The following is a 20523-nucleotide window of genomic DNA, read 5'->3' as shown; positions in this document are numbered from 1 at the left end:
ATGGCGGGGCGCGGCGAACCCGTCGCCATCGTCGGCATGGCGGTCACCCTGCCCGGCGCCGACGACCTCGACGCCTACTGGCACAACCTCACCGGAGGCGTCGATGCCATCTCCGACGTCCCGCCGGACCGCTGGGACCCAGGCGACCGCGAGGCCGCCGCGATCTACTGCCGGCGCGGCGGGTTCGTCGACGACGTCACCGGCTTCGACCCGGCGGCGTTCGGGATCATGCCGGATGCGGTGGCGACGACCGAGCCCGATCAGCTGATCGCACTGCGCACCGCGGCCGCGGCGCTCGCGGACGCGGGCGGTGAGCTGCCCGGCGACCGCTCCCGGGCCGGCGTGGTGCTGGGCCGCGGGGGTTACCTCACCGCGGGCCTCGCCCGCCTCGACCAGCGGGTGCGCACCTGCGGCCAGCTCGTGCGCACCCTGCGGGAGCTGATACCCGAACTCGACGGCGAACGGCTCGACGGTGTGCGTACGGCCTTCCTCGACGCGCTGGGCCCGCACGGCGCCGAGCCCGGCATCGGCCTCGTCCCGAACTTCGCCGCGTCGCGCATCGCCAACCGCCTCGACCTGCGCGGCCCCGCGTACACGGTCGACGCGGCCTGCGCGTCCTCGCTGGTCGCCGTCGACCACGCGGTCGCCGAACTCCTGGCCGGGCGGTGCGACGTCATGCTCGCGGGCGGGGTGCACCACTGCCACGACATCACCCTGTGGAGCGTGTTCGCGCAGCTGCGGGCCCTGTCGCCGACCCAGCGCAGCCGCCCCTTCCACAAGGACGCGGACGGCGTGCTGATGGGGGAGGGCACGGGCGTCGTGGTGCTCAAGCGGCTCGCCGACGCCCGGCGCGACGGGGACCGCGTCTATGCGGTCGTACGGGGCGTGGGCATCGCGAGCGACGGACGTGCCGCCTCGCTCGTCAACCCGGATCCGGGCGGGCAGGTACGCGCGGTGCGGCTCGCCTGGGCGGCAGCGGGGCTGGACCCCGCGCGCCCCGGATCGCTCGGGCTCCTGGAGGCCCACGGCACGGGCACCCCCAACGGCGACCGGGCCGAAATGGCCATGATGGCCGAGGTGTTCGGGGGATCCGGGCGTGGGCCGGATGCCGTGGTCGGGTCGGTGAAGTCGATGATCGGGCACACGATGCCCGCGGCGGGCGCGGCCGGGCTGATCAAGGCGGCGCTGGCGGTTCACCACGGCGTGCTGCCCCCGACGCTGCACTGCGAGGATCCGCACCCGGCGCTGCTGGACACCCGGTTCCGCCCGCTGGCCGCGGCCCGGCCGTGGGAGGCGGAGGTGCGGAGGGCGGGCGTCGACGCGTTCGGCTTCGGCGGCATCAACGCCCATGTGGTGCTGGAGGAGGCGCCGGTGGCGGCGGCTCGCCGCACCGGCGGGCGACCGGCTCTGGCCGTCACGGAGCCGGAGCCGCTGCTGCGCCTCGCCGCCGGCAGCCCGGGGACCCTCGCCGAGTTGCTGGACGCCGACGACTCGGCGCTGCGCGGGCGCGGGACGGCGGGCGACGGCCCGGCCCGGCTGGCCGTGGCCGGGCCGACCGCGAAACGGCTGGCCCTCGCCCGCAAGGTCGTGGGGCGGGGGAGCGGCTGGGGCGGGCGCGGCGACGTGTGGTTCGCACCGGCCCCGCTGCTCGGGCCCGCGGGCGGGAAGATTGCATTCCTCTTCCCCGGTCTGGAGGCCGAGTTCCACCCCCGCGTCGACGATGTCGCCCGGCGCTTCGGGCTGCCCCGCCCGGCCTGGCAGGACGCCCGCGTGGGGCACGTCGCCGAGCACGGCGCCGCCGTCGTCGGCATCGGCAGGCTCCTGACGGCCGCGCTGCACCGCATCCGCGTCACCCCGGACGCCGTCGCGGGCCACAGCGTGGGCGAGTGGACCGCGATGGTCGTCGGCGGCATGTTCGCGGACGACGAAGTCGACGCCTTCCTGCGCGACTTCGACCCCGGGGCGCTCAAGGTCCCCGGGCTCGCCTTCGCCGCGTTCGGGGCGCCCGCGGCCCAGGTCGAGGCCGCGCTGCCCGGCTTCCCCGGAGTCGTGCTCTCGCACGACAACGCTCCCAACCAGTCCGTCGTCTGCGGACCTGACGCACACGTGGCGGCGCTCACGGCACACCTGCGCGCCGACGGCGTGCTCGGGCAGGTGCTGCCCTTCGCGTCGGGCTTCCACACCCCGATGCTGGCCCCCTACCTGGCGCCCATCCGCGAGGAGACCCTCCGCTTCACCCTGCGTCCGGCGCAGGTCCCGGTGTGGTCGAGCACGGTGGCCGCGCCCTTCCCGGCAGAGACGGCCGCCGTCCGCGAGCTGTTCCTGCGCCACCTCCTCGAACCCGTCCGCTTCCGGCAGCTCACCGAGGCGATGTATGCGGCGGGCTGCCGGGCCTTCGTCCAGCTCGGCACGGGCCAGCTGCCGGCCCTCGTCGGCGACACCCTCGCGGGCCGCACCCACCTGGCCGTCTCGGCCGGCTCCCCCCGCCGCACCGGCCTCGCCCAGCTCGGCCGGGCCGCGGCAGCGCTGTGGACGGCCGGTGCGGAACCGGACTTCGCGGCACTCCTGGACCCCCGGCCGGGAACGCGGATCGAGCTGGGTGCAGGCCCGGTCTCCCTCGCCCCGGCGGCCCGCGACCGGCTGCGCCGGAGCCTGCGCGGCCCCGGCCCGGTGACCGCCGCCCCGCTCGCCGCCCTGAGCCCGAACAACCCCGCCGCGGCCGAACTGGACGCCCTGCTCACCGAGACGGCCGCCACGGCAGCCGCCCTGTTCGCGGCCGCGGACACCCCCACCGCGCACCGGCTCCCTGCTGCACCATCCGTCACCCGCATCCCCGTACGGATCGGGGTGGACAGCATGCCGTACCTCCTCGACCACTGCTTCTTCCCCCAGCGCCCCAACTGGCCCGACCTCACCGACCGGTGGCCCGTCGTCCCCGCCACGACGATCGTCCAGCACATGATGGACGCCGTCACCACCGCCGGGACGCCCGTCGTCCTGCGCGGCGCCCGCTTCCTCGAGTGGGCCGTCGCCGCGCCCCCCGTCGACACGCACATCGCGGTCACGGCCGGGCAGGACGGCTGGTACGGCGTGGAGTTCGGCGCCTGCGCCCGCGCCGAGGTGCGCGTCGCCGGGGCCTACCCCCCGCCCCCCGCGCCCTGGCCCCGCCCCGCGCAGGAAACCCCGCCCCCGGTCGCCGCGCGGGAGATGTACGACGAGCGGTGGATGTTCCACGGCCCCCTCTTCCGCGGCGTCGAGGAGATCACCGCGCTCGGCGACCGCCATGTGCGCGGCGTGCTCACCACGCCGCCCGCCCCCGGCGCGCTCCTCGACAACGTGGGCCAGCTGCTGGGCTACTGGCTGATGGCCACCCACCGCGAGCGCACCGTGGTCTTCCCCGTCGCAGTCCGGGAGGCCGCCTTCCACGGCCCGCACCCCGGGCCCGGCACCCGCCTCGACTGCCACATCCGCATCACGGCGCTCGGCGACACCGAGCTGGAGGCGGACGTCCAGCTCACCCTCGGCGGCACGGTCTGGGCGGAGATCCGCGGCTGGCGCGACCGCCGCTTCGACTCGACGCCCGCGACCGACGCGGTCCAGCGCCGGCCGGACCGCCGCACGCTCTCCGCCGAACAGCCAGGCGGCTGGCACCTGGTCTTCGAGCGCTGGCCCGACCCCGCCTCCCGCGAGCTGATGATGCGCAACCAGCTCGCGGGAGAGGAACGGGACCGCTACGCGGCCCACCCGCCACGCGGCAGACGGCAGTGGCTCCTGGGCCGCATCGCCGCCAAGGACGCCGTGCGCCGCCACCTCTGGCAGCACGGCGAGGGCCCGGTCTTCCCCGGCGAGATCCGGGTGCGCAACGAGCCCGGCGGGCGGCCCCGCCCCGAGGGCGTGCACGGCCGTGCGCTGCCGCCGCTGGCGCTCTCGCTCGCCCACCGCAAGGAGGCGGCCGTCGCCCTCGTACGCCCCGCGGGCACCCCCGTGGGCATCGACATCGAGGAGATCGCCCACCGCCCGGAGACGGCGTACGACGCCGCGCTGGCCCCCGCCGAACGCGCACTGTTCCACCGCCTCGGCGGCGGGCCGGAGCAGTTCGCCCGGTTCTGGGCGGCGAAGGAGGCCGCGGCCAAGGCCGAGGGCACGGGGCTCGGCGGCCGCCCCCACGACTTCGTCGTCAGCGAAGCCGGCCCCGGCCGGCTGCACGTGCGGGCACCCTCCCGCCGGACGTACCCCGTCCGCCTCACCCGGGTCGGCAATCCCCCCGATCTGCCGCCCAGGACCTACATCGTCGCCTGGACCCAGGACCACGAGGAGCATCACCCATGACCAGCCCGACCGTCGACGAGACCACCGTACTGACCCAGGTCACCGACGTCCTGCGCGCCGTGCTCGACGAGTTCGAGCTGGAGGCCGCGGACGTCGGCATGGGCACCCGCTTCGTGGAGGACCTGGACCTCGAGTCCATTGACCTGGTCACCCTCACCGGCGAGCTGCGCGCCCGCTACGGCGAACGCGTCGACTTCCCCGCCTTCTTCGCCTCCCTCGAACTCCCCGACATCATCGGCCTCACCGTCGGGCGGCTGGTCCACTACATCGTGGACAGCCTGCGGTGACCGCGCTCCGGGCGGGAGGCGTCCGCCTGAACGTCGAGCGGCTGGGCGGGCCGGGCCGCCGCGGAACCGTCGTCCTCGTCCACGGCATCGCCACCGACAACCTCACCAGCTATTACTTCACCGTCGGCCCCCGGCTGGCGGCCGCCGGGTTCACCGCGGTGATGTACGACCAGCGCGGCCACGGCCGCAGCGAACGGCCCCCAACCGGCTACCGGCTGGAGGACTTCACCGCCGACCTCGCCAAGCTCGTGGACACGCTCGGCGAGGACGGGCCCGTCCATCTCGTGGGCAACTCCTTCGGCGGCACCGTGGCCCTCGACTACGCCCTCGCCCACCCGCACCGCGTCGCCGGGCTCGTGCTCGTCGAGTCCGAACCGCCCACCGCCGCCTGGGCGAAGAAGATGCGAGTGCTGCTCGGCGGCTCCGCCCTGCGGCTGCGCGACGCGCGCACGCTCCCGTGGATCGAGGCCACGTACGGCAGTCACGCGGCCCGTCTCGTCCGCCGGTCCTGCCGCCTGCTGCACGACACCACCCTGCCCGAGGACATCGCGGCCAGCCGCATCCCGGCCGAGGACCGCTGGCGCTCGCTGGACGTACCCGTGCTCGCGGTCTACGGGGCGAACTCCGATCTCGCCGCGACGGCACCCGCGCTGCAGACCCTGCTGCCGCTCTGCCGCACGGTCACGGTCCCGGACCACGGGCACTCCGTCCTCGTCGGCACCCCCGGGACCGTCACCCCGCTGCTGCTCGACTGGGTGCGGGCGGGCCACCGGGAACTGCGGGCGGAGCCGGTGCGATGAGCCGATTCCTCTTCGTCGTCCCGCCGCTGACCGGACACCTCAACCCGGCGGCCGCGGTCGGCGCCGAACTGACCGCCCGGGGCCACCGCGTGGCCTGGGCCGGACTGCCGGAGCTGATCGCCGAAGCGGCCGGTCCCGGGGCCCGGACGTACGCCTGCGACGTGCCCGAAGGTGTGCGGCGGCTGCCCGGGCTGCGCGGCGTGGCCGCCTTGCGGTTCCTGTGGGAGGACTTCCTGGTGCCGCTGGCCGAGGCGATGGCCCCGGGCACGGAGCGGGCCGTCGCCGACTTCCGCCCGGACGTCCTGGTCGCCGACCAGCAGGCCCTCGCCGGTGCCCTGGCCGCCGAGCGGCTCGGCATCCGCTGGGCGACCTCCGCCACCACCTCCGCCGAGTTCACCGGGGCCGTCGCGGCGCTGCCCAAGGTCGAGGAGTGGATCCGCAGGCTCCTCGCCGGACTGCGGCAGCGGCTGGGCGACCCCGCGGCCACCCACGACCCGCGCTTCTCCCCGGAGCTGGTCCTGGTCTTCTCGGTCCCCGAACTGGCCGGCGAGTGCGCCGCCGTGCCCGGGGCGCGGTGCGTCGGGCCCGCGGTGCCCGCGCGGCCGGCCCCGGCCCCGGACTTCCCCTGGTCGTGGCTCGATGCCGGCCGGGCGACGGTCCTGGTCTCGCTGGGAACCGTCAACGCCGACGCCGGGGACCGGTTCCTCACGGAGTGCGCCGCGGCCGTACGGGAACGGGCGCTCCGCGTCCAGGCCGTGATAGCCGACCCGGGCGGGGTGCTGGGCCGCACCGTGGACGGCGATGTCCTCGCCCTGCGGCGCATTCCCCAACTCGCCCTGCTGCCCAGGGCGTCGGCGGTGGTCTGCCACGCCGGTCACAACACCGTCGCCGAGTCGCTGTGGCACGGCGTCCCGCTGGTCGTCGCCCCGATCCGCGACGACCAGCCCGTGGTGGCCGGCCAGGTCACGGCGGCCGGTGCCGGGGTGCGGGTGCGCTTCGGCCGCGCGGACCGCACCCGGCTGGGGGCGGCGCTGGACGCCGTACTGGGGGAGGAGCCGTACCGGGCCGCGGCCCTGCGCCTGCGGGACGCCCTGCGCTCCGCGGGCGGGGCCGCGGCGGCCGCGGACCACCTCGAGCGGCTCGCCGCCCGGGGGTGATCCGCGGCCCCCTGGTTCAGTCTTTTCGTGCGATCAGCCGGTAGGCGTTGGACATGTTGGTGCGCCGGACGAGCGGGGCGAGGAGCTGGTCGAGGCCGTACGTGGCCACGAAGGCGGCCAGGACGCCCGGCAGCGCCACCTGCCGGACCGCCCTGGCCACGGCGTTCGGCGGCTTCGGGTGCCAGGGGGCGTCGCCCCGCGGCAGCAGGTCGAAGGCGAGGAGCCCCAGCGCGATGGACAGGTCGACCGGCCGGTGGGCGGCCGCGCGCTCGGTCGTGATCACGGTGAAGCCCAGCTCGGCGACGGCCACCCGGAGGTTGCGCGATGTGATGAAGTGCAGGTGCTGGGGCTGGAACCACGGGATCCACCAGCGGCCCAGCAACGAGGCGTACGGGGACTCGGGGTTGGGCACCTCGATGAAGAGCAGCCCCCCGGAGCGCAGCGCGGTGCGGGCGGCGAGGAGCTGCTCGCGTGGGTCCGGGGTGTGTTCGAGGTAGTGGCTCATGCTCACCACGTCGTACTGGTCGGCCATCTTGGGGGCCAGGTCGGTGAAGAAGCCGCGGTGGGCCTGCTCGATGCGCCCCTCACGCTCGGCGATCTCCACTCCCTCGCCCTGGTCCAGGCCGTCGAAGGCGGTCCGCGGGAACACGTCCTGCGCCGCTTCGGGGAAGTGGCCGTGGCCGGTGCCCACGTCCAGCCAGCGGCGCGGGTCGGTGAAGGGCCGCAGCCACTCGGCGAGGGCGCGGTTGCGCTTGAGCGCGGAGGAGCGGCTGAAGATGCGGTCGGCGGCCTCCTTGCCGAGCCCGTCGTAGAAGTCGCGGTAGTAGAAGTCCAGGCCCTCCGGGGTCAGCCGGGGGTTCTGGAAGCGGTGGCCGCAGGCCCGGCACTCGTCGATGACGAAGGTGCCGGGCTTGTGCTGCATCAGGTCGGTGGTGCGCAGCCGCTCGTGCAGGCGGTCGGACGAGCACCAGGGGCAGGTCGTCCGCCTGGCCTCGAAGAACCGTTCCACGCCGGGTGCCAGGTCGTGCTGGTAGCGGGGTCTGAGGGCGGCGACCTCCTCGGCTCGAGTGGTCATGCGGAACCCCGCAGTGCGGTGAGTGTCTCCCGTGCCATGGCTTGCTCCCCCAGGAGGTTGGGATGGAAGGGCGCGGCGGCCCCGGTCATGACCAGGGGCTCGCTCCAGTGGACGCCGTCCGGGGCACAGATGTCGTGCCCCGCACTGGCCGGGTGCATGTCGACGAAGACGGTGCGGTGGGCGTGCGCGGTGCGGGCCAGCATGGCCTCCAGCCGGTTCTCGACGCCGTCGAGGTAGGCGAGGTCCCCGTCGGCGAAGGTCTCCTGCGGGCGGCAGCCGCCGTGCCGGGGGTCGGGGATCACGTCGAGGTAGCCGACCAGCAGGACGCGGGCGCGGGGCGCCCGTTGGTGGACGGCGTCGAGTGCGGACGCGACCTTGGGGCCGGCCGCCTCGATGCGCTCCTCGATCTCGTCCCCGCCGCCCCGCCGGTAGTGGTCCCGGCAGGGCTGCCCGTGCGGGACGGTCACGCCGAGCAGGGAGCACTGCAGGAGGAGGGGGACGGTGCCGATGTCGTTGGCACCGATGGTGAGCGTGACCAGGGTGGTGTCGGCGGAGAGGGCGGCCAGCTGTGAGCCGAGGGCGCCGGCCTTCGCGCCACTGCAGGTGACGTCGGTGAAGGAGACCGGATGGAGCTGACGAGCCATCAGGTTGGGGTAGTTGTTGCTGGAGCGCAGGCAGCGCAGGCTGGTCTGGACGGGCACGCCCGCCGCCGACGCGGCCGAGTCGCCGAGCGCCACGTACCGTACCGCCGGTTTCGGACCGCCGCCGTTGGCGTGCGCGGGGCCCGCGGCGCACGCGAACAGCAGCAGGGCCGCCGCCAGTCCGGAACGCCGGTGACGACCGGTCATGGAACGGACTGCGCAACGGGCTCGGCCGAGACGGCGGTACACGGCGGACATGGCGGCTCCCACGGGCTGAGGCCGGACAGGGCGTATGGCTCTTGTCGTACCGCACCCCCGGCGACGCAGGGGCATCTCCGTCCCGTGCAACCTTAATGGGCGACACCTGTGCGAAAACACAACAGGCACAAGAACATTCTTGCGTCGGCGCGATCGGGGTCTGCGGTCACGGCCCGGTCGGGCGGACCTCGAAGCCGGTCAGCCCCTCCGGGGCCTCCTCCTTGACCTCGACGTCCCGCACCTCGGCACGGGCCGGCCCGCGGTGCGCCCAGCGGACCATCGCCTCCACCGCGTCGGCGGGGCCCTCGAACACCGCCTCCACGGTCCCGTCGGGCATGTTGCGCACCCACCCGGCCACACCGTGCCGCAGCGCTTCGGTGCGGCAGGTGTCCCGGTAGAACACCCCCTGGACGAGGCCGGAGACGACGACGTGCTGACGGATCACAGGAGGCTTCTCCTCGGATTCAGGCATGGACATGGACATGCGTGGAGTCTCCTAACGTACGGTGTCCACCGGCTGCTCCCGCCCCCCGGCGCGGGAGCCCTTCACCCGGACCCTGCCCAGCGGCGCCGGGGCGAGGACCCGGTGCTGTCTGACGAAGGCGATGAAGCTCTCGTGGTCGCGGGTGTGCCGGACCGGCTCGCGGAAGCCCGCGAACGCGGTGGTGCCGTCGTGGCCCAGCAGGGTGTACGCGGGGGCCGCCAGCCGGTAAGTGCGTGAGAGGGCCAGCGGGCGGCCGTCGATGAGTACGTCCGCGGGGTCGACGCGCGCTCCGGCCCGGCCCGTGGGGTCGAAGGCGTAGCGCACGTTGCGCGACACCGCCAGGGGTGCGAAGCGCCGCTCGCCCTCGGGGCCGGACCACTGGTCCTCCAGGGCCCGGTGGATCTGCCGGCCCGTGACGGTGACGGTGAGGATCGGGTCCCCGTAGCCGATGGCGCGCCACGCCCGGCCGAAGTCGACGGTACCCGCCGTCCCGGCGTCGTAGGCCAGGTCGTCGCCGAGGATGCAGGGGCCGGTGCGCGGGGCGGTGGCGACCATGCCCAGCTCGGCGGGGCGGTTGGGGTGGATGTTGCCGTCGTCCATCGGGCCGAGGGGACGGCTGCCCGCCCAGTGGGCCCAGTCGGCGGCCAGGTTGCCCAGGGTGCTCTCCCCGGCCGGGGTGCGCAGCCGGTTGAAGGAGCCGCTCTGGCGGCCGACGGGCGCCGCGGCGCGGGCGGCGGCCTGCCGGGCCCAGTAGTCGGTGACCGCCTTCAGCTCGGGGTCGGGCGGGACGTCGCGGGTGTTGGGGTGGTTGACGGAGGTGGTCAGCTCCCTGACGACCTTGCCCGTGCGCGGATCGAGGTGCAGGTTGATCTCGTTGACGAGCTGGCCGTGGCAGCCGGCCTCGACGAAGGGCCGGGGGACGCCGTTCGGGTCCGGCACCATCATGGTGAAGCGGTGGTGCCAGTGGCCGGTGACGATGGCGTCGATGTCCGGGGAGACGGTGCGTGCCACGTCGAGGGCGGGCCCGGACGGGTTGCTGCCGGTGGTGAAGTCGGTCCCGGCGAAGGCCCCGTCGTGCAGGCTCAGGACGATGGCGTTGACCCCGCGGGCCCTGAGCCGGGCGGCGCAGCGGTCGGCCGTGGCGACCTCGTCCAGGGTGGTGAGCGCGGGCTGGTAGGAGGCGGGGAAGTGCTCGGTGCCGGTGACGGTCAGGTGGACGAACCCCACCGGCAGCCGTCGCCCGCCGCCCGCGTCGGCCCACTCGATGGTGTACGGGGGCAGCACGGTGCGCCCGGTCTTCGCCCAGACCACGTTGGCGCTGTAGTAGCGGAAGTCCGCGCCGTGGAAGCGGTGGCCGCGGGAGTCGGTGAAGGAGCCGTCGCGGCCCTCCGCCGGGTAGGGGACGCCGCGTTCCATGTGGGCGGTCAGGAAGGCGGGGGAGCGGTCGAACTCGTGGTTGCCCGCGGTGGAGAAGCGCAGCCCCAGGCGGTTGAGCACTTCGATGGTGGGCTCGTCGGCGAAGGCCGTCGCGTCGAACTCCCAGCCCGAGAAGAGGTCGCCCGTGGCGAAGAAGACCGAGTTCCGCCGACCGCCGCGCAGCCGTTTCAGGTGCGTGGCCAGATGGGCGGCCCCGCCGACGTGGTGGTGTGTGCCCCCGGCGCCGGTGATGACGTCGTCGCCGTCGGGGGCCGCCTGGAGACAGCCGTGCAGGTCGGTGATGTTGAGCAGCTGGACGTTGACGTACGAGTCCGCCGTGCCCCCGCTCCGCGCGCGGGGACGGGCGTAGGCCCGTCGGCCGGCCGCCGAGGCGGTGATGCCGCCGGCCGCCACGAGGAATCCGCGCCGTGCCAAGTCACCTGCCACGGTTCCCCCTTGCGGGGACCGGGTGCCGGGTGCCGTGCCGGTCGGCTGGTGGGTCGGCTCGCTCACCGCCACAGCTTGCCGGACGCCCGCCGGGGATCGTGGGCAACGCGCCGCCGCCCCGTGCCGCCACGGCCGGGCTTCGGTGTGCCTCGTTCGGCCGCGACGGCGTGCGGAGCACGGCCCGGGGCGGAAGGATCGTGTCCGTGGCATGAGTCCTCGCCGCAGGAGAGGCGCACCAGGGCCCCGCGAGAGGGAGAAGGTGGTGATGAGCGGACCGCTGAAGCTCTTCGGCGAGAGTCCCGAGGACCCGTTCTCGCTGGGCCGTGCGGTCTCGGTGGTGCTGGACGACGAGGGGACGGTCACCGGCTGGGGGGAGCGGGCCGAGCAGCTGCTCGGGCACCGGTCCGAGGAGGCCGTCGGGCGGCCCGCGGCCGGCCTCCTGGTCGCGCCGGAGGACAGGGAGCAGGTGGCGGAGGCGGTGGGGGAGTGCCTGCGGGGCCGGGGATGGTTCGGCGTGGTGCCCGTCCTGTGCCGGGACGGCAGCCGCATGTGCATGGGGATCCGGGCCCACATGGTCACGCGGGGCGACTCCCGCCGTGAGTGGTTCCTGGTCGGCGCGCCAGCGGAGGAGGTCGTCCAGTGGGAGACCGACCGGTCCGTGCTGGACGGGCTGTTCCGGCGCTCCCCGATCGGCCTGGCCGTGCACGCACCCGACCTGACCGTCCTGCGGGTCAACCGGGCCATCGCCCGGATCGGCGGCGCCACCCCCGAGCAGATCCGGGGCCTGCGCACCGGTGACTTCGTGGTGCCGGAGGACACCGCGACGGTGGAGGGCCGGCTGCGGAAGGTGCTGGAGACCGGACGGCCGATGATCTTCACCGAGCAGCGCTGCCGGCTGCTCATGGATCCCACCCAGGACCGGTTCGTGGCCGTCTCGGCGTTCCGCATGGAGTCCAAGTCCGGCCGGGTCCTGGGCGTCACCCAGTTGGTCGAGGACGTCACCGAACGCCATCGCGCCCAGCGGCGGCTGGCGCTGCTCGACGAGGCCGGCGCCCGCATCGGCACCACCCTCGACGTGACCACGACCGCCCGGGAACTGGCCGAGGTGATCGTCCCCGAACTCGCCGACTGCGCCGCGGTCGACCTGCTGGAGCCGGTGAGCCGGGGCGAGGAACCCGCCCGGGACTCCCACTGGCCGGTGTGCCGGGTGGCGATCGCGGCGGACGTGCAGGGCGCGGCCGAGGTCCTCCACCCGGTGGGCAGCCTGATCGACTTCCCCGCGGACACCCCGCAGGGCAGGTGCCTGGCCGAGCGGGAGCCCATCCTCGTCGCCCGCGTCGAGGAGCCCGAGGGCCTGGCGTTCGTGGCCCAGGAGCGGGCCGAGCAGGCCAGGGCCCTGGGCCTGCACTCGGTGATGATGGTGCCCCTGGCCGCCCGCGGCCTCGTCCTGGGCTTCGTCACCCTCCTGCGGGCCCGCCGCCCCGAGCCGTTCGAGGAGGACGACCTCACCCTCGCCGGGGAGTTCGCCGCCCGCGCCGCCCTGTGCATCGACAACGCCCGCCGCTACACCCGCGAGCACCAGGCCGCACTGAACCTCCAGACCCGGCTGCTCCCGAGCGACATGCCCGAGCACCCGGCCGTCGAGGTCGCCCACCAGTACATCCCCGCGGGCGCGGCGGAGGGCGTCGGCGGCGACTGGTTCGACGTCATCCCGCTGTCCGGGGCCCGCGTCGCCCTCGTCGTCGGCGACGTGATCGGCCGGGGCATCGACGCGGCGGCCACCATGGGCCGGCTGCGCACCGCCGTCCACACCCTCGCCGACCTCGACCTCGAACCCGAGGAGATCCTCTCCCACCTGGACGACCTCGTCCACCGGCTGGCCGTGGAGCAGGAGGCCAGCAACCTGCCCTACGTCAACGACCAGGTGACCGGCGCGAGTTGCCTGTACGCCGTCTACGACCCGGTGTCCCGCATCTGCTCCCTGGCCCGGGCCGGGCACCCGCCGCCCATCGTGGTGACCGCGGGCGGGCAGGCGAGTTTCCCGCAGGTCCCCACCGGGCCGCCGCTGGGACTGGGCGGCCTGCCCTTCGAGGCCGCGGAGCTGGAGCTGCCCGAGGGAAGCCTGGTGGCCCTCTACACCAACGGGCTCATCCAGACGGCCGGTGGCGACATCGACGAGGCGCTTGCGCGGCTGGCCGCGGAGCTGTCCGACCCGGGACGCCCGCTGGGGGAGATGTCGAAGGCGGTGGTGCAGGCGCTGCAACCGGCCCGCCCCAGCGACGACGTCGCGCTGCTGCTGGCGCGGACCCGCACGCTGACGGCGGACCGGGTGGCCACCTGGATCCTGCCCGCGGAGGCCAGCACCGCCGGCCGGGCCCGTGAGCTGACGGCCGAGCAGCTCAGCGGCTGGGGGCTGGACGAGATGGTCTTCACCACCGAACTGATCGTCAGCGAACTGGTCACCAACGCCTATCGCTATGCGGGCGGGCCGGTGACCGTCCGGCTCATCCGCGGCCCCCGGCTCATCTGCGAGGTCTCGGACACCAGCAGCACCTCCCCGCACCTGCGCCGCGCCCGCAGCACGGACGAGGGCGGCCGCGGGCTGTTTCTGGTCGCCCAGCTCACCGAGCGCTGGGGCACGCGCTACGGGCGCGAGGGCAAGACGGTCTGGACCGAGCAGCACCTGTCGCCCGATCCGTCGGCGGCCATCGGGGAGCTGGGGGCGGAGCTGTGGGGGCTCTCGGAGGACTGAAAGGGGGGTGAGGCGAGCCGCCTTGCGGAAGCAGACGCGGTGGTGGGTGTCATGACGGGGTTCCTTCCAGTCGGTTGTCTGCGGCGACGGTGGCCAGCGTGGCCAGGCCGACGCAGCCGCCCAGTTGACGGGAGCTGTTGAGGAGACCGGCGGCCATGCCGGCCTCGCCCGGGGCGGCGCCGGTGGTCGCGGCAGCGGTGACCGGGACGAGCTTCCCGGCCTGGCCCAAGTCGCGGACCGCTGGGCGGGGCTGACCGCAGAGGACACCTACCTGGAAGGTCTCCGAGCCTTGGTGGACGGCCTCCTCGCCGCCGGCTGAGGCTCGCTCTCGTACTCGTCGGCGGGCCCGGTGCCGAGCCGTCGGATGCGGCTCGAAGCCGTTGCGGGCGGAGTTGTGGTGTGGCGGCCGTAGCGGGGGCGGGGTTCGTTCGTTGGTCCGGGAGGAACCCGGGCCCCTGCCGCCGGGCGGCCCATGGAGCCGACAGGCTCGGTGCGGGGTCTGCCCGTAGCATATGCCCGCCGTCGGCGGACGACTTCGGAGAAATTCGGTGAGTTGATCCCGGATTTTTATGATGGAACTCTGACGGTCCTGCAGTGTTCCGCGAAATGTGCTGGATGCGTGATTCGTGCGATTCGTTTTTCGCACTCTGTAAAGCTAGGGTCACGCTTAGGCGCGTGCAGGGTGCCAGACGGTCGCCAAACCTTCATCCGGGCCCCTGCACGCGCTCTTCCTGCAATTCGAACATTCGGAGGTCTCTATGGCCCGATCCCCCCGACGCCGGTCGGCCAAACGGATTCGGCACCGCTTGTCCAACGCCTCAGACACTAGCAGGCGCTACGAAACCTTCCGTCGTCTGAACCAATCCGACAACCCCGCACTTGCGTGGTTCCTGGCCATCCCTGCCACCGGCTTTCTGCTGATCTCCGGCGTCCGCATCGAGCTGACCCTGTCGCCGGAGTCGCTCTCCGCAGCCATCACCGCAGCCGGAGCCGCTGGTGGCGGCTTCCTGCTTCGCCGCACCTGTCGGCCATAGCCGAGCCGGGTGCCGGCCCGACCCGCAAGGGCCGGCACCCGGACTGCTCACGACGAAATCCGGGAGAACGACGAATTCTTCCCTAACCCCGTGACGTAAATGATGGTCCACACCAGCCAAACCAGCGACGGAACTTCCCCGGCTGAACCCTTTTCGTAGCACGAGGACGGCACGGATGAATTTTTGCCAGTTCTGCAATACGGCCCTGCGAAGCGGAAGCGAGCCCAAGGTGGGCAGGCCCCAGAAGTACTGCAGCACTCAGTGCCGTCAGGCCGCCTACCGCATCAGGAAGAACGTGACCGCGACGGCTTCCGTTCCCCGGCAGAACACCACAGCGCAGGCAGACCGGCCCCCACTCCCGCGCCGCCGGCCACCCGCCCCTTACGACCGGACGGCATATGCCGCGGCCCGGAACTCGGACGCCGACGAGATCCTCGCCGAGATCGTCAAGGACATCCTCGAAGAGGTGCGCCAGATCCAGCGCAGCCTGAACTCCTACGACGCAGAAGAGCCCCTGCGCAGGACGGAGCAGGTACGCGCCCAGCTGGAGAGCCTCACCGCCGGCCTGGTCGGCCGCGCCCGGCACCGCCGGGTCACCTGGAGCAGGCTCGGCCGGCTGCTCAACGTCAGCGAGGACACCGCCCGCCACCGCTACACCGACGCCTACATCGTGCGCCGCCTCAGCCAGCACATCCACCTGCCCGCCGCGCCCGCATCGCTCAGCGCCCTCTACGGCCGGCCGCCCTCCCCGGGCTGCCCGGCTCCTCCGCCGGATTCGGTGGACACCCCCTTGTCCGCCCGCACCCCCGACACCCCGGCGTTCAACCGGCTCGCCCCCGTCCTCTCCATGCTCGCCAGGGCCTCCAAGCTCCAGCTCCAGGTGCTCGCCGCCCGCGCCGGCTGCTCGGCGTCCTACCTCTCACGCATCCTCAGCGGCGAGCGCGTCCCCGCCTGGCCCCTCACCGAACGCTTCGCGCTCGCATGCGGCGCCGATCCCGCCATCCTGCGCAAGGTCTGGGAAAGCGAGCGGCTCCGCGACAAGGAGAAGGTCCCCGCCCCCGTTGTGACGAAGCCCGGCGAGATCATCACCGAACCCGAACGCCTCTTCGGCCCGGCGCGCCTGATGTCGGCGCTGCGCACCCTCCACATCCGGGCGGGGCAGCCCGCTGCCTACGACATCGCGGTCGCCGCCCGGTGGCGCATCCCGTCCGACCGCGTCACCAGCATCCTGGAGGGCACCCAGCCTCCCACCTGGGACGAACTCGTCGCCCTTCTGCATGTACTGGGCGGCCCGCTCGAGCACTTCCGGCCCTTGTGGGAAGCGGCCACCCAGGACCCCGACCACGGGGACGAACAGGCCGGCCCGCCCGGTACGCAGCCCGACGACGCGGGAAACGAACTGCACAACGTGCTCACTCAGTTCAACGACGTCCTCAGCAACCCGGCCCTCATAGGCCACCAGCGGCGCGAACGCTTACATGAGCTCCTCGCGCAGCGCCGCAACACTTCTTCGGGCTAGGGCCTCAGACCAGTTCGGGTTGCAGTTCCGGTTGCCGCGCTGGTACAGCCTTCGGCTCCCACAGTTTGGTGGCTCGTACGTAGCCGTAGACCACTGAGGCCATCGCCAGAATGAGAAGCGGTCCGAACACCCACGGATGTTCGGCCATCTCCATCGGCAGATAGCGATATGCCGCCAAGAGCGCAGTGAAGACCGTTGCGCCGTAAGCGACCAGCTGGATTCCCGACCGGTCCCAGCCACGGTCGAGCGAGCGCACGGCTGTCTCGATCGTGAGCGCGAACACCACACCGGCAACGAGATCCACGCCGTAGTGGTAGCCGAATCCCAGCGTTGCGCTGAGCGTGGCAATCAGCCAGAACGCCCCTGCGAATCGGAGAAGCCGGGGGCCCTTGCGGGAGTGAATGAAGATCGCGGTGGCCCATGCTGTGTGGAGGCTGGGCATGCAGTTGCGAGGGGTGAGCCCGTCGTACGGCACCGGGTGCGGGGTAGTGATCGCCGGCGGTGTGTGCGGCCACAGGTTGGCCACCGCCCAGTGCACGCCGCCGGTGCCGGAAGCGCCCGGGCCGAAGGCGAAGACCGGTCCGACCACCGGGAAGATCATGTAGATGCCCGGCCCGAGGAGGCCGATCACCAGAAACGTGCGCACCAGGTGGTGGCGCGGGAAGCGGCGCTCGGCCGCCACGTTGCGCAGCTGGTACAGCGCGACGACGACCGCGGCCACCGCGAGCTGCGCGTAGATCACGCCGAGAAGATGGTCGCCGATCGGACCGGTGGCCTTCAGAATCCGGCCTGCCAGCCACGACGGATTGCCCAGCGCGTGATCGGCGGTCGCCACGTACTCGTCGAGCACCATCGGGTGGGCCTTCGCCGTGATGAGCAGCCAGGCATCACCGGTCTTGCGCCCGGCCACCAGCAGCAGGCCCAGCCCGACACCCTTCAGCAGCAGGGTGCGTTCCCGGCCGGTGCGGCGCGTGACAGCGATGACTGCACAGCCCAACATCACCCACAATGCGCCGTTGCCGAAGAAATGGTCGTCGTCCACCTTGGCGCCGACCGCCCACCGCACCAGCACGAAGACGACGTCGATACCGATCGCGGCACCGGCCGCGATGAACCGTTGCCGCCAGGTGAGCACCACCATCGTCAACGCCAGACCGCCGTACAGCGGCCCCGGTTTGGGGGCGAATATCACCTCTCGTACCTGGTCGCTCATCGGTCCCCGTACGCCGTAGCGACGCGCGGTGATCTCCAGCGCGATGAGGAATCCGAGGCCCACCACACCCACCGTGGCCCACAGGACCGCCCGTGGCTGACGCCACGTGGCGAACCTATTGCTGCAATTTATTCGCGAAAACACACGCGATACTATAGGCATCAATTGTTTGACCGATTTGTTGGACGTCGATTGAAGAGGTCGCTCTTCGTGCGGATGGCGTGTTCCGGTGAAGGGCGGGCGATGAGGGTGCTCGTCGAGAGTCTGATCATGCCAGGTGAGCACCTGGCCGTAGTGCCCGTGCCGGCCACACCCGAGCCGATGCGGTCGACGACCTGCGGGATCAGGTTCCGGGCGGCGCGGCACACGCCGGGCCGGCCCGAGCGAGTGCACGACCGGACACCGGGCTCCTCCGTCTCCACCCCTCTATCCCCAGCCGCAAAGTAGCGGTCAGAGCTTCGTGACGTGCGGCAACCCTGCCTGCTCACGCCGCGTGAGGTTCAGGCCCGCCCGCGCGGGACGTCCTCGGGATCCCGCTCCCGCACGCCGGGACACCGGGCTTCCGGCGGCTGCCGTTCCGCGCCCACCATCAGGACAGGTGCCAAAGAGAGAGGGAACCTCATGAAATCGAGGGCCTTCCGCCTCGCGCCGGCGGTGGCGGCGGTCACGGCGGGGCTGATGCTGGCCGGAACGGCGGGGGCGGCTGTTGCGGCTCCGTCGGACGAGTCCCCGAGCGCGTCCAGCAGCGCCACGGGCCAGCAGGGGGACGAGCTGGAGAGGGGCCACTGGGACAAGCGCGGCCATTACCCCGACGAGAGTTCCTGCCGGAAGGCGGGCCAGGAGGGGAAGAGCCACGGCGAGTGGCACGAATACAAGTGCAAGCGTGAATACGACCACGACGATTACCGCTATTACTGGTGGCTGTACACCCATTGACGAGCAGGCGGTTCCGCCTCGTGCCCTCCGGGCGGACACCCGGAGGGCACGGCCTTTGGGGGACGCGTTCGTACCCTGGTGACGGGCGGCCCGGCGCACCGGCTCCTCGGAGCGGCTCATGCCCGGCGAGGCATGAGCACATGGCGAAAACGGTCGTGGAATGCATGATCGGGCGGCGCTAGCGTCAAGGGTGACCACCGGGTTCCGACCAGGGAGAACAGCGATGAGTCGGCGACAAGCCGCCACGGAAACGCAAGACGGTTTCAGCAGCTATGTGGAGGCCGTCCTCGACGTGCTGTCCGCCGAGCCGCGCCAGGCGGCCGTCACCACCGCCGAGGGACGGGTGATCAGCCGGGCGGAACTCCGGGACGAGGTGTACCGGCTCGCCGCGGAGCTGGCGGAGCACGGGGTGGAGCGCGGCACCACGGTCACCCTGCTCACCGGCAACACCGCCGAGGCCCTCGTCGCCCGCTATGCCGCCAATCTGGCCGGTGCCCGGGTGGTCAGCCTCTACGAGGGCATGAGCCCGCCGACCATGGCCCGCATCATGGAGAGCGTGGACTGCTCCCTCCTGCTGGTGGACGCCCGACGGCACGCCACCGCCGAGGAGCTGCTGCGGCTCCCCGGCATTCCCCCGGTGCTCTCCCTGGGGCCGAGCGGTTTCGCCGAGGACGTACTGGCCATGGCCGCCCGGCGCCCGGCACGGCCGATGGGCGGCCTGGCCGGCCCGGACGACGACTGGTGCATCCGGCACACCGGCGGAACCACCGGCATCCCCAAGGGCATCCGGATGACCCATGGCTCCTACCGGCGAAGCATGGACCACCGGCTCGCCGACGCCGGCGACCCGCCCCGCTATCTGGCCTGCACCGCGCTCGCCCACCTCGCCGGACTCTTCGCGGACATGGCGCTTTACCAGGGCGGCTCGGTGGTCCTGCAGCACGGCTTCGAGCCCGGGGACATGCTGGCCGCGATCGGACGAGAGCGCATCACCCACACCTGGCTGCTGCCACCGCTGCTCTACCAGCTGCTGGACCACCCGGATCTGGCCAAGGCGGATCTGTCCAGCCTGCGCCGCATCTCCTACGGCGGCACCGCCGCCTCCCCGGTCAGGCTGCGGCAGGCGGCCGAGGCCCTGGGGCCCGTGCTCTACGGCCTGTACGGACAGGCCGAGGCGCAGTACATCACCGAAGCGGGCCCCGGGGAGCAGGAACGGACCGGCCACGGCGGGCAGCTGACGGTCGGCCGGGCCATGCCGGGCGTGGAGATCGCCATCCGGGACGCCGACGGCACCACTCTGCCGCCCGGGGAACGGGGCGAAGTACAGGTGCGCACACCGCACATGATGCACGGCTACTGGAAGCAGCCGGAACTGACCGCCGAGGTACTGCGGGACGGCTGGGTGCACACCGGTGACGTCGGCTATCTCGACGAGGACGGCTACCTCTACATCGTGGACCGGATCAAGGACATGATTGTGGTCGTCGGGGGCCATGTCTATCCGGCGGAGCTGGAGGACCTGCTGCTGAGCCATCCCGCCGTCGACCGGTGCGCGGTCTTCGGCATCCGGGACGAGGAGTCGGTGGAGCATGTCCACGCCGCCGTGGTGCCCGCTGCCGGACAGCGGCCCTCACTGGAGGAGATCCGGGATTTCGTCACCGCCCGCAAGGGGCGCCTCTACGCTCCCGGCACCCTGCACCTGGTGCCCGCCATTCCGCTGACGGCGGCGGGCAAGCCGGACAAGGCGCTGCTGCGGTCCCGGCTGTCCGGCTGAGGCGCGGAGACCGGCAGCCTTCCGCAGTGAACGCCACTCCTACCAATAGTGACGCCGACCGCCGACGGCATGACCGACAGACCCGAGCACCCACAGAACGAGGCCTATGACGAGCAGAATGACGCCGAGCGTCCACAGAATATTGACGCCCAGGAGGAAACCGATGATGAGAAGTATGAGACCTAGGGCGATCACGACGATCTCCTGAGATTCCGTAAACCTCTTCAAATAAAGACAGTCTTCTTGCCGCCCGATACCTTCGGTCGGCACAACTCTCAAATTTCAGAATATGCCCGATGAGGGGCTGAGGAAAGTCAGGGCAGACCGACCCCGGTCGGCGTACCGCCCGTACTTACCGTCCGTACCTACGTGCCGATGGACAGGCAGGGGACAGCCACGCG

At 72.7% G+C, this 20523-nt stretch carries 16 protein-coding genes and 1 pseudogene; 10 read left to right on the top strand and 7 right to left on the bottom strand.

Going from position 1 to position 20523, the window contains the following annotated elements:
* The 4 genes from AC1Z4A_RS00825 to AC1Z4A_RS00810 are packed head-to-tail and all read left to right on the top strand — an operon-like array spanning window position 1 to window position 6573.
* Window positions 1-4329, top strand: coding sequence for a beta-ketoacyl synthase N-terminal-like domain-containing protein (locus AC1Z4A_RS00825; protein WP_483683466.1), 4329 nt, complete (start codon window positions 1-3; stop codon window positions 4327-4329).
* Complete coding sequence (locus tag AC1Z4A_RS00820) at window positions 4326-4616, top strand: acyl carrier protein (RefSeq protein ID WP_483675859.1); 291 nt, start codon at window positions 4326-4328, stop codon at window positions 4614-4616. The genes AC1Z4A_RS00825 and AC1Z4A_RS00820 overlap by 4 nt, the downstream gene beginning before the upstream one ends.
* Window positions 4613-5416 (top strand): alpha/beta fold hydrolase, encoded by an 804-nt coding sequence (locus AC1Z4A_RS00815; protein WP_483675858.1) that lies wholly within the window; start codon window positions 4613-4615, stop codon window positions 5414-5416. Before AC1Z4A_RS00820 ends, AC1Z4A_RS00815 begins: the two co-directional genes overlap by 4 nt.
* Entirely contained in the window at window positions 5413-6573 is a 1161-nt protein-coding gene (locus AC1Z4A_RS00810) for a glycosyltransferase (protein WP_483675857.1), read from the top strand. The genes AC1Z4A_RS00815 and AC1Z4A_RS00810 overlap by 4 nt, the downstream gene beginning before the upstream one ends.
* A gap of 16 nt (window positions 6574-6589) precedes the next feature.
* On the opposite strand, the gene AC1Z4A_RS00805 is transcribed toward AC1Z4A_RS00810, so the two are convergent.
* The 4 genes from AC1Z4A_RS00805 to AC1Z4A_RS00790 all read right to left on the bottom strand — a co-directional run bounded on the left by AC1Z4A_RS00805 (window position 6590) and on the right by AC1Z4A_RS00790 (window position 10894).
* Window positions 6590-7648, bottom strand: a complete 1059-nt coding sequence (locus AC1Z4A_RS00805) for a class I SAM-dependent methyltransferase (protein ID WP_483675856.1) — start codon at window positions 7646-7648, stop codon at window positions 6590-6592.
* Entirely contained in the window at window positions 7645-8496 is an 852-nt protein-coding gene (locus AC1Z4A_RS00800) for an SGNH/GDSL hydrolase family protein (RefSeq protein WP_483675855.1), read from the bottom strand. Before AC1Z4A_RS00800 ends, AC1Z4A_RS00805 begins: the two co-directional genes overlap by 4 nt.
* Before the next feature lie 217 nt (window positions 8497-8713).
* Complete coding sequence (locus AC1Z4A_RS00795) at window positions 8714-9031, bottom strand: acylphosphatase (RefSeq protein WP_483675854.1); 318 nt, start codon at window positions 9029-9031, stop codon at window positions 8714-8716.
* Between the two features lie 12 nt (window positions 9032-9043).
* Entirely contained in the window at window positions 9044-10894 is a 1851-nt protein-coding gene (locus AC1Z4A_RS00790; protein WP_483675853.1) for a bifunctional metallophosphatase/5'-nucleotidase, read from the bottom strand.
* Between the two features lie 265 nt (window positions 10895-11159).
* On the opposite strand from AC1Z4A_RS00790, the gene AC1Z4A_RS00785 reads away from it, so the two are divergent.
* Window positions 11160-13646 carry a SpoIIE family protein phosphatase gene (locus AC1Z4A_RS00785; protein ID WP_483675852.1) on the top strand — a complete coding sequence of 829 codons (2487 nt, stop codon included), beginning with the start codon at window positions 11160-11162 and terminating at the stop codon, window positions 13644-13646.
* A gap of 49 nt (window positions 13647-13695) precedes the next feature.
* Here the strand turns inward: AC1Z4A_RS00785 and AC1Z4A_RS00780 are convergent, their stop codons facing one another.
* Window positions 13696-13875 (bottom strand): hypothetical protein, encoded by a 180-nt coding sequence (locus AC1Z4A_RS00780; RefSeq protein ID WP_483683793.1) that lies wholly within the window; start codon window positions 13873-13875, stop codon window positions 13696-13698.
* On the opposite strand from AC1Z4A_RS00780, the pseudogene AC1Z4A_RS00775 reads away from it, so the two are divergent.
* From AC1Z4A_RS00775 to AC1Z4A_RS00765, 3 genes and pseudogenes are all read left to right on the top strand, one after another.
* Window positions 13846-13965 (top strand): annotated as a pseudogene (locus AC1Z4A_RS00775) (TetR/AcrR family transcriptional regulator); the annotation flags it as partial. The gene AC1Z4A_RS00780 and the pseudogene AC1Z4A_RS00775 overlap by 30 nt on opposite strands.
* A 487-nt stretch (window positions 13966-14452) precedes the next feature.
* Window positions 14453-14680 carry a hypothetical protein gene (locus tag AC1Z4A_RS00770; RefSeq protein WP_483675851.1) on the top strand — a complete coding sequence of 76 codons (228 nt, stop codon included), beginning with the start codon at window positions 14453-14455 and terminating at the stop codon, window positions 14678-14680.
* A gap of 295 nt (window positions 14681-14975) precedes the next feature.
* Complete coding sequence (locus AC1Z4A_RS00765; RefSeq protein ID WP_483675850.1) at window positions 14976-16199, top strand: helix-turn-helix domain-containing protein; 1224 nt, start codon at window positions 14976-14978, stop codon at window positions 16197-16199.
* 4 nt (window positions 16200-16203) lie between these two features.
* Here AC1Z4A_RS00765 and AC1Z4A_RS00760 read toward each other — a convergent pair whose 3' ends face one another.
* Window positions 16204-17574: a phosphatase PAP2 family protein gene (locus tag AC1Z4A_RS00760; protein WP_483683465.1), complete on the bottom strand. Its 1371-nt coding sequence runs from the start codon at window positions 17572-17574 to the stop codon at window positions 16204-16206.
* A gap of 459 nt (window positions 17575-18033) precedes the next feature.
* Here AC1Z4A_RS00760 and AC1Z4A_RS00755 point away from each other — a divergent pair, with 459 nt between their 5' ends.
* Window positions 18034-18348: a hypothetical protein gene (locus AC1Z4A_RS00755; protein ID WP_483675849.1), complete on the top strand. Its 315-nt coding sequence runs from the start codon at window positions 18034-18036 to the stop codon at window positions 18346-18348.
* Between the two features lie 223 nt (window positions 18349-18571).
* Window positions 18572-20122 (top strand): AMP-binding protein, encoded by a 1551-nt coding sequence (locus tag AC1Z4A_RS00750; protein ID WP_483675848.1) that lies wholly within the window; start codon window positions 18572-18574, stop codon window positions 20120-20122.
* A 39-nt stretch (window positions 20123-20161) separates the two neighbouring features.
* Here AC1Z4A_RS00750 and AC1Z4A_RS00745 read toward each other — a convergent pair whose 3' ends face one another.
* On the bottom strand, window positions 20162-20317 hold the full coding sequence (locus AC1Z4A_RS00745) for a DUF6131 family protein (RefSeq protein ID WP_483683464.1): 156 nt from the start codon (window positions 20315-20317) through the stop codon (window positions 20162-20164).
* Window positions 20318-20523 lie beyond the last annotated feature (206 nt).

It is taken from the genome of Streptomyces sp. 17_S59, from assembly GCF_056930295.1.
This window is presented reverse-complemented; position numbering and strand designations above follow the sequence as displayed.